General features: G+C 35.5%; 8 protein-coding genes. 5 read left to right on the forward strand and 3 right to left on the reverse strand.

Translation table 11 applies throughout. The features are described 5' to 3' along the window. Positions 1–33 precede the first annotated feature (33 nt). Positions 34–1,614, forward strand: coding sequence for a L,D-transpeptidase family protein (locus B0A68_RS20300; protein ID WP_035690288.1), 1,581 nt, complete (start codon positions 34–36; stop codon positions 1,612–1,614). Positions 1,615–1,716: 102 nt separating this feature from the next. Here the strand turns inward: B0A68_RS20300 and B0A68_RS20305 are convergent, their stop codons facing one another. After that, positions 1,717–2,226 carry a C40 family peptidase gene (locus B0A68_RS20305; RefSeq protein WP_035690290.1) on the reverse strand — a complete coding sequence of 170 codons (510 nt, stop codon included), beginning with the start codon at positions 2,224–2,226 and terminating at the stop codon, positions 1,717–1,719. Between the two features lie 202 nt (positions 2,227–2,428). Between B0A68_RS20305 and B0A68_RS20310 the strand changes: the two genes are divergently transcribed. From B0A68_RS20310 to bglX, 3 genes are all read left to right on the forward strand, one after another. Then, positions 2,429–3,523, forward strand: coding sequence for an SGNH/GDSL hydrolase family protein (locus tag B0A68_RS20310; protein ID WP_035690291.1), 1,095 nt, complete (start codon positions 2,429–2,431; stop codon positions 3,521–3,523). Continuing rightward, a complete protein-coding gene (locus B0A68_RS20315; RefSeq protein WP_035690293.1) occupies positions 3,513–4,901 on the forward strand; it encodes a sialate O-acetylesterase in 1,389 nt (462 codons plus the stop codon). The genes B0A68_RS20310 and B0A68_RS20315 overlap by 11 nt, the downstream gene beginning before the upstream one ends. 463 nt (positions 4,902–5,364) lie before the next feature. Then, positions 5,365–7,662, forward strand: a complete 2,298-nt coding sequence (gene bglX / locus B0A68_RS20330) for a beta-glucosidase BglX (protein ID WP_035690297.1) — start codon at positions 5,365–5,367, stop codon at positions 7,660–7,662. 349 nt (positions 7,663–8,011) lie between these two features. Here the strand turns inward: bglX and B0A68_RS20335 are convergent, their stop codons facing one another. Continuing rightward, on the reverse strand, positions 8,012–8,242 hold the full coding sequence (locus B0A68_RS20335) for a DUF433 domain-containing protein (protein WP_035690299.1): 231 nt from the start codon (positions 8,240–8,242) through the stop codon (positions 8,012–8,014). Positions 8,243–8,354: 112 nt separating this feature from the next. Between B0A68_RS20335 and B0A68_RS20340 the strand changes: the two genes are divergently transcribed. Beyond that, positions 8,355–9,311, forward strand: coding sequence for an aldo/keto reductase (locus B0A68_RS20340; RefSeq protein ID WP_035690301.1), 957 nt, complete (start codon positions 8,355–8,357; stop codon positions 9,309–9,311). 184 nt (positions 9,312–9,495) lie between these two features. On the opposite strand, the gene B0A68_RS20345 is transcribed toward B0A68_RS20340, so the two are convergent. Next, the coding region (locus B0A68_RS20345; protein ID WP_394364183.1) for a glycoside hydrolase family 97 protein at positions 9,496–11,513 on the reverse strand (2,018 nt) is incomplete at its 5' end.

Raw genomic sequence — 11,513 nt, forward strand, 5'->3', positions numbered from 1 at the left:
AAAAACTTTTATAATTTTATTCAAAAAATTTTTATGAAAATTTGGTCTGCAATTGCTGCGATTGTTATTGTTTTTACTGTTGTTTCTTGTAACTCTAAAGGAGAAAAAAAAGAAAATTCTAAAGTTGCCAAAGAAGTTTTACCAGAACTTAAATTGTCAATAGATAGTATAAAAATTGCTGACTTTTATACAGCCTATCCAAAATTGGCTAAATTTAAAAATGATGTTAAGACATTATATAAGAAAAATAATAATACACAATTATGGCTTGATAATAAAGGTGTAGTAGAATTTGGAAATACTTTGTTTAATCAATATAAAGGATTGGATCAGGAAGGACTCAAAGCTAATTTTCCTTACAACGAAAAAATCAGCCCTATTTTTGAAAACAACAATGCCGAAAATAAATTATCAAAAGAAAGCACAGATTTGATGATTACTAATTTGTATTTCTATTATGCAGAAAAGCTTTATGCAGGTTTTGACGAAAAAACATCTATATCTTTAGAATGGCTTCTACCGCGTAAAAAGCTAAATTATCAGGTGCTGACAGATTCTATTTTTAAGAAATCGACGATTAGTGATGACAAAAAAAGTAAAATGTTCAGCCAATATTATAAACTTCGCGATGCACTTCGTACTTACAGAGCAATTGAGAAAAATGGCGGCTGGAAAAACATAGAAAAAGGCGAAGATTTTAAAAGCATTAAATTAGGAGATTCAACAGCTGTAGTTGGTCAGATTAGAGAAAGATTATTTGTTTCTGGCGATATCAAAGAAAACAGCAAAAGCAATATCTGCGATTCAACTTTAATTACCGCAGTCAAAAACTTCGAATCACATCACGGAACCACTCCAAAAAACATCATTTCGGCAGAACATATTGCAGAGATGAATGTTCCTGTTTCAGAACGTATTAAAACTATTATTGCCAACATGGAACGCTGCAGATGGATTGATCCGGAATTGGAGAAAGGCAAAGAATTTATTGAAGTTAATATTCCGGAGTTTAAATTGTATGTGGTACGCAACGGCGAAATTGTTTTTATTTCGAATGTAGTTGTGGGGAAAGCAATGACAAAAACTGTTATTTTCAGCGGAATGATGAATAATATTGTTTTCAGCCCGTATTGGAATGTTCCTCCAAGTATCATCAAAAAAGAAATAAAACCAGGAATGGCTAAAAACAAAAATTATCTTGCTCAAAAGAATTTAGAGTGGAATAATGGTGCCGTTCGTCAGCTTCCGGGCAAAAATAATTCGCTTGGACTCGTAAAATTTTTATTTCCAAACTCTAACAATATCTACCTGCACGATACTCCGGCTAAAAGTTTATTCGAAAGAGACAGCAGAGCTTTCAGCCATGGTTGCGTACGTGTAGCAAAACCTAGAGAATTGGCGATTGAACTTTTAAAAAATGATCCATCTTGGACACCTCAAAAAATCGATAAAGCCATGCATGCCGGAAAAGAAAACTGGGTCAGCTTAAAAAAGAAGATTCCTGTATATATTGGTTATTTTACTTGCTGGGTAGATAGAAAAGGCGATTTGAATTTCTATAAAGATGTTTATCAAAGAGATGAAAGTTTGATAAAATTACTAACCGAAGAATAAAATTAAAGAAAGGTTTGCCACGAATTACACGAATTAGCACTAATTTTTATAGGCAGAGTATAAATTTAATTCGCGAAAATTTGTGTAATTTGTGGAGAAAAACTATTTACTCAAAACATCAATACACTTATAAAATCGGTTGGTGTAATGTTCTGTATCCAATGCGGTAATCGTTACGCTGTTAACTTTTCCAGAAGAGGCATGTATAAATTTAGAATGCATGCCGTTGGCTTCGCAGATGATTCCAAGATGGCCTACCACGGTTCTGTCTTTGTACCCATAAAATACTAAAATATCTCCAACTTTAAATTCTTCTGGGTTTAATGCCGTTCCCAGATTTTTATAACCGCTGGAACTTCTTGGTAAGCTTACATCAAAGTTTTTAAAAACATAACTCACAAAACCCGAACAGTCAAAACCTTTTTTAGGATCATTTCCTGCATACAAATATGGCGTGCCTAAATATTTTTTAGCATAAGCAATAATAGAATCTCTTTCAATTTCGGCTGTTGATTTATGGATCTGATTTATTTCGGTTTTATTTTCTTTTTTGCATGTAAAAGAAAGACATAAAATCGCAGACAATAATAGTGTATAGAGGGCTGGTTTCATTTTCTAGTATTTAGTGTTTTAGTTATAAAGATAGTCCGTTGTTTCTGAATAAGAAAGATCATTTGTAAGAATATAGAATAAAAACCGACAATTTGATGTGCTAATGTGGTGTTTTTTTATTGCTTTTTGATGTTTTAGTATCTTTATCTATACATCAATTCAAATATATTTGTGAATCGTATTTATATTTAACAGATAAATTATGTTTCTCAAAAAAATATCTTTTTTAATTTCATTTTTGCTGCTTTCACTTCTTGCCACAGCACAAAATAAAAGCAATACTTTTTTATATGCAGGCAGATTCGAAAAACTTCAAAATAATACAGTTGTCTTAATTGGAACCGCTTCTTCGGTTACTTTCAATTTTACGGGAAACGAATGTTCGATTGCACTTCAAAGCGTTGATTCATACGAACATCATAATTATGTTTCTTTGGTATTAGATGGAAAATACATTGGAAAAATAAGAATTGAAAAAGGCGCAGTACAATCTTTTCCAATTAAAGTTACTTCAAATAAAAAAGAACATCGTTTAGAAATCTATAAAAATACAGAAGCGCACAGCGGTAATATTTTGTTCGTGGGAACAACTGCAAAACTAGCTTCAATATCCTCTAAAGAGAAAAAGAAAATCGAATTTATTGGCGATTCTATTACGTGCGGTGCAGCCAGCGATCCTTCTGAAATTCCTTGTGATCAGGGAGAATATATGGACCATCATAATAGTTATTACGCTTACGGGCCAACACTTTCTAGAGCCATTGATGTTGATTATTTGGTAAGTTCAGTTTCCGGAATCGGAATGTACCGCAACTGGAATGACGAAAACAAAGACGAAGCCATAATGCCCGATGTGTATCAGAATTTGTATTTGACAAAAGACAATTCTAAACCTAAATATGATTTTGCTTTTCAGCCAAATATTATCAGTATTGCTATAGGAACCAATGATTTTTCTGGCGGAGACGGCAAGAAAGAACGCCTGCCTTTTAATGTCGAAAAATATGTTTCGAACTACATCAACTTTATAAAAATGCTTTACGAACACAATCCGAATGCTCAGATTGTAATTACCAACAGTCCAATGGTTGGAGGAGAAAAAGCAATTGTTTTTGAAGATTGTCTGAATAAAGTGAAAAGCGCTTTCGCGGAAGACAAATCGCATAAGGCAATTCAAATTTTTAAGTTCAAACCAATGACACCGCATGGTTGTTTAGGACATCCTGATGTGGCAGATCAAAAAGTGATGGCAGATCAATATGCACCGTTTTTAAAAAAGCTGCTAAATGAGAAATAATATATTTAAGTTTGTTTTTCTATTGATTTCAGGTACTATGATGGCAAACGTTTCCCTTCCGAATATTTTTGGCGATAATATGGTTTTACAGCGCAATTCTGAAGTGAAAATTTGGGGCTGGGCAAATCCAAAGGAAGAAATCAAATTGGTTTCGAGCTGGAACAATCAGGAATATAAAGTTGTCGCAAACAATCAGGCACAATGGGAATTGAAGATCAAAACTCCCGAAGCTGGCGGCCCTTTTACAATTTCGATAAAAGGGTATAATGAAGTCATTCTAAAAAATATTTTAATTGGAGAAGTCTGGGTTTGCGCCGGACAATCGAACATGGAAATGTCGGCAAGCTGGGGAATCGACAACGGCGAAGAAGAAGCTAAAAACGCTGCAAATCCTAACATTCGATTTTTTACGGTTCCAAAATTAACTGCGACAACGCCACAGAATAATTTATTGGGAAATTGGACAGAATCGACTCCGGAAACCATGAAAAATTTTAGTGCGATTGGCTATTTCTTTGCCAAACGTCTGAGAGAAGATTTAAAAAATGTACCCATCGGATTGATTTCTTCGAATTGGGGAGGAACGCCAGCCGAAATCTGGATGCCGGAAGAAGTCGTAAATAATGATCCAGTTTTATTAGAAAACGCCAAAAAACTAAACGAGCAGGAATACGGACCAAGACAACCAGGTCGAGCTTATAATGCGATGATTTATCCTTTTGTCGGATTTAAAATTGCCGGAACTTTGTGGTATCAAGGAGAATCTAATGTGGGTTCTTTGGTTTATGATAAAACCTTGTCAGCTTTAATTACTTCCTGGCGAAAAGTCTGGAATGACGAATTTCCTTTTTATTTCGTTCAGATAGCGCCTTATAAAACCGGAAGCAATAATTTCTCTAATGTAACAGTTAGAAATTCTCAAAGAAAAATTCTGAATCAAGTTCCGAAAACCGGAATGGTGCTGACTTCTGATATTTCGGATACGATTGACATTCATCCCAAAAACAAAAAATCGGTTGGCATTCGTCTGGCAAATTTGGCACTTGCTGAAACTTATCCCGAGGCTTCGGGACTAAATTCAAATTTGGTAAACGGACCACTTTTTAAAGATATTAAAATCGAGAAAAATAAAGTCAAAGTTTCTTTTGATTATGCTGAAGGATTGCATTTCAAAAATAAAATTTCGAATCAATTTGAATTAGCTGGAGCCGATGGAAATTTCTTTCCTGCCGAAGCTTCGATAAAAAATGATGAAGTGATTTTGACAAGCAAAAAAGTTTCGATTCCTGTAAAAGTGAGATTTGCATGGGGAAATACAATTCAGTCAGATTTGTTTAATAAGGTGAATTTGCCGGCTTCTTGTTTTATTACGGAGTAGGAGAGTGAAGAGTAAATAGTGAAGAGTAAAGAGTAAAGAGTGAAGGGTAAAGAGTAAAGAGTAAAGAGTAAAGAGTGAAGAGTAAAGAGTAAAGAGTGAAGAGTGAAGAGTGAAGAGTAAAGAGTGAAGAGTAAAGAGTAAAGATTTTAGACTTTAGATTTTTTGCGTATTTTTTGTCATTCCGAGGAACGAGGAATCTCCGCAAATAACTCCGTAATAATAATCACCAATCGTTGGCGAGCTACTCGCGGAGATTTGCTTCGCCTGTTCGCTATCGCTCGGGTCTCGTTCCTCGGAATGACAAGATTGTGTGTTAAAAAATGGAAACCAAAAAGTTCTTGTAAAACCGTTTGCGTGAGGGATAGAAGTGTAAAGCCCACAGCCTGACGAAGGAAGTGCGAGGACTTGAAGTGGATAGCCCGACCCGGAGGGACACGCCCAAAATACTAAACTATCGACCATTATGAAAAATAAAAAAATACTAATTTTTGGGGTTTTGTCCCTGTTTACTGTTGGAAATATGAATGCACAAAAAAAGCCCTATCTGGATAAAAATAAAACTATTGAGCAAAGAATTGATTTGCTTTTGCCTTTGATGACTTTGGAGGAAAAGGTGGGACAGATGAACCAATACAACGGTTTTTGGGATGTTACGGGACCAGCACCAAAAGGCGGCACTGCGGAGTTAAAATATGAACATTTGAGAAAAGGCTGGGTTGGCTCGATGCTGACGGTTCGCGGTGTGAAAGAAGTGCGTGCGGTGCAGAAAATTGCTGTTGAAGAAACGCGGTTGGGAATTCCGTTAATTATTGGTTTTGACGTAATACATGGCTATAAAACGTTAAGCCCGATTCCGCTGGCAGAAGCGGCGAGTTGGGATTTAGAAGCGATTAAAAAATCGGCAGCAATTGCGGCTGATGAAGCTTCGGCGTCTGGAATAAACTGGACTTTTGGGCCAAACGTTGACGTTGCAAATGATGCGCGATGGGGACGTGTGATGGAAGGCGCAGGAGAAGATCCTTATTTGGGAAGTAAAGTGGGTTATGCACGAGTAAAAGGTTTTCAAGGTGAAACTATTGCCGATTTAGCCAAAGTAAATACGATTGCAGCGTGTGCGAAACACTTTGCGGCGTATGGTTATGTTGAAGCGGGATTGGAATATAATATTGTGGACATCAGTAATTCTAAATTATACAACTCTGTTTTGCCTCCTTTTGAAGCGACTGTAGAAGCGGGAGTTCGTACGTTTATGAATTCGTTTAATACTTTGAATGGTGTTCCGGCAACGGGAAATGCCTTTTTGCAAAGAGATATTTTAAAAGGAAAATGGAAGTTTGACGGATTTGTGATTTCTGATTATGCTTCGGTTCGTGAAATGATTGCACACGGTTATGCCAAAGACGAAGCAGATGCCACAGCAAAAGCTGTTATTGCGGGTTCTGATATGGATATGGAATCGTATTTGTATGTTGCCAAATTAGTGGATCTGGTAAAAGCCGGAAAAGTAAAAGAGGCTTTGGTGGATGATGCTGTTAGAAGAATTTTACGTGTGAAATTTGAGTTGGGATTATTTGATGATCCGTACAGATATTGCGATGAAAAACGTGAAAAAGCAGTTGTTGGTAGCAAAGCTAACAATGATGGCGTTTTGGACATGGCGAAGAAGTCAATTGTATTATTGAAGAATGAAAAGAATTTGTTGCCGCTAAAAAAATCGGGACAAAAAATTGCTTTGATCGGCGCTTTGGCAAACGATAAAAACAGTCCGCTTGGAAGCTGGAGAATCGCTGCTGATGATAATACTGCGGTTTCGGTTTTGGAAGGAATGCAGCAGTACAAAGACAATCAACTGACTTTTGAAAAGGGTGCAGATTTGCTTTCGCAGAAATCTACTTTTTTAACTGAAACCGCTTTTAATACTACAGACAAAAGTGGCTTTGAAGCGGCAAAAACAGCCGCAAAAAATGCAGATGTTGTTGTTATGGTTTTGGGTGAATACGGTTTTCAGAGCGGTGAAGGAAGAAGCAGAACCGATTTGAATCTGCCAGGTTTACAGCAAGAATTATTAGAGGAGATTTATAAAGTAAATCCGAATGTGGTTTTGGTTTTAAATAACGGCCGTCCGTTGAGTATTCCATGGGCTGCAGAACATATTCCGGCTATTGTAGAAGCTTGGCATTTAGGAACGCAGACCGGAAATGCAGTGGCGCAGGTTCTTTACGGAGATTATAACCCAAGTGGGAAACTGCCAATGTCGTTTCCTAGAAATGTAGGACAAGTGCCGATTTATTACAATAAATACAGCACAGGAAGACCAACAGACAGTGATAAAAATGTTTTCTGGTCACATTATATGGATGTGGAGAAAACGCCTCAGTTTGCGTTTGGTTTTGGTTTGAGTTATACCAAATTCGATTATAGAAACCTGAAAGTAAATAAGACTTCTTTCGCAAAAGGAGAAAATGTGCAAGTAAGCGTTGCCGTTACCAACTCAGGAAATTATGACGGAAAAGAAGTCGTTCAGTTGTATATTCATGATGAGTTTGCCAGTATTATTCGCCCAATTAAAGAATTGAAAGGCTTTGAATTAGTGAATTTGAAAAAGGGCGAAACGAAAACAATTTCTTTTACTTTAACCGATAAAGAACTTGGTTTTTATGATAACGATGGAAAATATTTAGTGGAGCCAGGAACTTTTAAAATCATGGTTGGAGGAAGTTCTGATAGTGGTTTGCAAAGTGGGTTTGAGATAAAAGAGTAAAAGTTTTTTGTCACAAAGGCGCTAAGACACAAATTTTTTTTTAATCTCGCTAAGTCGCTAAGTCGCAAAGTTTATTTTGCATAGCCCCTAGCTTCAGCTAGGGGAAGGAGAATTGAATAAGAAAAGGGCTTTAGCCAAACCTTGAAGTTTGGCTAAAGCCCTTTTTTGATTGTTGTTGTATTTTCATCCAGCTAAAGCTGGACGCTATTAATCTTAATTTCTTAAAAGTAAACTTTGCGACTCTGCGTCTTTGCGAGATTAAAAAAAACTTAATTTAATAAATTTCTAAAATCATTTTCAATAAGTTTTATTATTCTCCATGAAATATTTGCATCCAAAAGTAACTTCATTACGCTGCAATTATTTTGGTAATATTTTCTCTATTTGCAGCAAAAGCTAAAGCAGCAAGAATATGTTCTTTTTTTAATTCCGGAAAATCTTCAATAATTTCTTCGAAAGACATTCCTGTTGAAAGCCATGAAAGAATATCTGAAACACAAATTCTAGTTCCTGTAATAACAGGTTTTCCAAATCTGATATCTGGATTTATTGAAATTAAATTTTGCCAGCTATTTTCCATAATTTTATTATTTAAACAAATTTACAAAATAAAAACACTATTTGGTTTTAAAATAATCAGGTTTGTTTTTACCTTTAAAACCTATTAAACTTCCAACCATTAAATTAAAATAATGAAATATAACAGATGCGGAAAAAGCGGATTACTATTACCTGAAATTTCTTTAGGATTGTGGCATAATTTCGGTTCGGTTGATAATTTTGATAATGCCGAAAGTATTGCTGTAGAAGCTTTTGATAAGGGAATTACTCATTTTGATCTCGCAAACAATTACGGACCGATTCCGGGTTCTGCAGAAACTAATTTTGGTAAAATTCTATGGCATAATTTTCAGGGAAACTTGCGTGATGAAATCATAATTTCTACTAAAGCCGGATATACTATGTGGGACGGACCTTACGGAGATTGGGGTTCGCGTAAATATTTATTATCTAGTTTAGACCAGAGTTTAAAGAGAATGAAAGTCGATTATGTCGATATTTTTTATTCGCATCGTCCTGATCCTGAAACACCAATTGAGGAAACCATGATGGCTTTGGATTATGCCGTGAGAAGCGGAAAAGCATTGTATGTCGGAATCAGTAATTATTCAGCAGAACAGACTCGTGTTGCGGTTGATGTTTTAAAACAATTGGGAACACCTTGTTTGATTCACCAAGCAAAATATTCAATGTTGGAGCGTTGGGTTGAAAATGGTTTATTAGATGTTTTGGAAGAAAAAGGAGTAGGCTGTATCGCGTTTTCGCCTTTGGCACAAGGACTTTTGACAGACAAATATTTAAACGGAATTCCAGAAAATTCAAGAGCACATAATCCAAACGGGCATTTGAAAGAAGATGAGGTTACACAGGAACGCATTCAGAAATTAATACAGCTGAATGAAATCGCACAGAATAGAAATCAATCTTTGGCTCAAATGGCTTTAGCCTGGCTGCAAAAAGACAAACGAATTACTTCTGTTTTAATTGGTGCGAGTTCTGTAAAACAATTGTGTAATAATATTGATTGTCTGCAAAATACTCTTTTTTCGCAGGATGAATTGAATGCGATTGAAAAAATATTATCTTAATTGTGAATTGTGAATTGTAAATTGTGAAATGTTGAGAACGCATCATGGTAGAGGCGCACCGCAGTGCGTCTACGTCCTATTATCCGTTCTGAATTTCAATACGCATAAAAGACGCACTGCGGTGCGTCTCTACGGAAAATTGGATTGTATAAAAAAATGGGACATTTTGTCCCATTTTTTTTTCTTATTTTGTTTGAATTATCATCGCCAATCCACCACCGCTTGCCAATTTATAGGTCAATTTCGTTGTAGAATCAACCGTAATAATTTCTCTTTTATAGTCGTTTGCAGCTTTATCAGCATTTAAACCGTCTAAGAAAATCTCGGCTTCGAATTTTTTGCCTTTTTCAAGGAAAGAAAAATCAATAGTAATTTCTCTGGAATCCCAATTGGTAATGGCACCTAAATACCAAGTATTTACTTTTCTTCTCGCGATTGAAATAAATTTTCCAACTTCGCCATTTAAAGCAACAGTTTCATCAAAAGTAGTTGGAACTTTAGCAATAAAGTCCGTGCTTTCTTGTGCTGCCATGTAAGCCGTCGGGCTGTCGGCCATCATTTGCAACGGCGCTTCAAAAATAGTATAAAGTGCCAATTGATGACATCTTGTTCCCTGACTTACGGGATTAGAATGACTTGGTTTGAATTCGCTTTTTGTGGCATTTCGCATTGCGCCCGGAGTGTAATCCATTGGGCCGGCCATCATTCTGATAAACGGAATGGTACAATCGTATAAGGGAACATCATCATTTGGTGTCCATTTATTGTTTTCAAGACCTTTTACGCCTTCAAAATTTAGAATATTTGGAAAAGTTCTCTGAATTCCGGTTGGTTTGTACATGCCGTGAAAATCCAAAAGTAGTTTATGATTCGCCGCTTTTTGTGCAATATCATAAACCGAATTTACCATTTTAGCATCGTCACGATCAATAAAATCGACTTTGAAACCTTTAATACCGAGCTTTGCATAATTTTCGAAAATGCCGTCTAAATTGTTACTCAAAGCCATCCAGGAACTCCACAAAATAATGCCGACGTTTCTCTCTTTTGCATAAGCAATTAAAGCTTCCAAATCCACATTCGGATTGTGTTTCATAATGTCCGTTTCTACGCTCCAGCCTTCGTCCAAAACCACATATTCTACTTTGTTTTTTGACGCAAAATCAATATAGTATTTATAGGTCTGCGTGTTGATTCCGGCTTTGAAATCGACATTGTAAATATTCCAGTCGTTCCACCAATCCCAAGCGACTTTTCCGGGTTTTATCCATGAAATATCTTTTATTTTCGATGGTTCGGATAATTTCTGAACCATATCATTATTGGCTAAAGCCGAATCATTTCCAGAAATAACAATCGCTCTCCACGGAAAAGTTCTAGTTCCTTTGGTTTTAACTAAATAATCTGCTCGTTCTGTAATTAATTTGTTGAGGTAATTAAATCCGCCATTTATTTCCTGAATTGGATATTTAGAAAAACGAGATTCAAATCCTGATTTTGAATTATTATTCGTCACAAATAATCCTGGGTAATCTTCCAGATTTGCTTCTAAGTAAACCGCTTTTTTATGATTTTTATACTCAATTAAAAACGGTAAAAATGCAAGAGTATCTTTTGCAAATTCGCTTATTTTTTTGTTTTCATAATGGGATTCAAATGAGGATATGAATTGATCTTTAGGATTTCGTAAATCCCGAACATAGGGCATTAAAGTATTGTAATCCTGATCTAAATTCAAAACAACTTCTTCAGATTTCACTGTAATATCTTTTTTCTTTTTGGTGATAAATCGATAGGCAGCGCCATCATCAAAAACACGATATTCAATACTAAAATCGTTTTTAAAATTTAAAGTCAGTTGATTGTAGTTGTTTCGAACCGATTTCTTTTTGTAAAGCGGCGTTTCAAATGAAACATCAACACTTTCTTTTTTTGAATTTAAAAGTACTGCATGTTGCCCTAACACAACATTTTCATCCAAAGTCATTGACATTTCAGAAGGCGCTAAAATCAAATCTTTTTCATGTGAAATTGTCCATGAAATTCTATCATCAACAGCAACTTTTATTTCAATTTTTCCGTCAGGAGATTTCAAAATAAAATCCTGTTTCTTTTGAGAAAAAGAAAGGTTAAGAAATAAAAAATAAAAAAGAATAAATGCATTTTTCATGTGAATAGTTTTGAACCATATAAGTGATATAA

Source organism: Flavobacterium reichenbachii, assembly GCF_002217435.1.
Lineage (GTDB): Bacteria > Bacteroidota > Bacteroidia > Flavobacteriales > Flavobacteriaceae > Flavobacterium > Flavobacterium reichenbachii.

Bases quoted from the DNA above. Each gene is read 5' to 3' on its own strand.
- B0A68_RS20300 (WP_035690288.1), top strand. From the start codon at position 34: ATGAAAATTTGGTCTGCAATTGCTGCGATTGTTATTGTTTTTACTGTT.
- B0A68_RS20305 (WP_035690290.1), bottom strand. From the start codon at position 2,226: ATGAAACCAGCCCTCTATACACTATTATTGTCTGCGATTTTATGTCTT.
- B0A68_RS20310 (WP_035690291.1), top strand. From the start codon at position 2,429: ATGTTTCTCAAAAAAATATCTTTTTTAATTTCATTTTTGCTGCTTTCA.
- B0A68_RS20315 (WP_035690293.1), top strand. From the start codon at position 3,513: ATGAGAAATAATATATTTAAGTTTGTTTTTCTATTGATTTCAGGTACT.
- bglX (WP_035690297.1), top strand. From the start codon at position 5,365: ATGAAAAATAAAAAAATACTAATTTTTGGGGTTTTGTCCCTGTTTACT.
- B0A68_RS20335 (WP_035690299.1), bottom strand. From the start codon at position 8,242: ATGGAAAATAGCTGGCAAAATTTAATTTCAATAAATCCAGATATCAGA.
- B0A68_RS20340 (WP_035690301.1), top strand. From the start codon at position 8,355: ATGAAATATAACAGATGCGGAAAAAGCGGATTACTATTACCTGAAATT.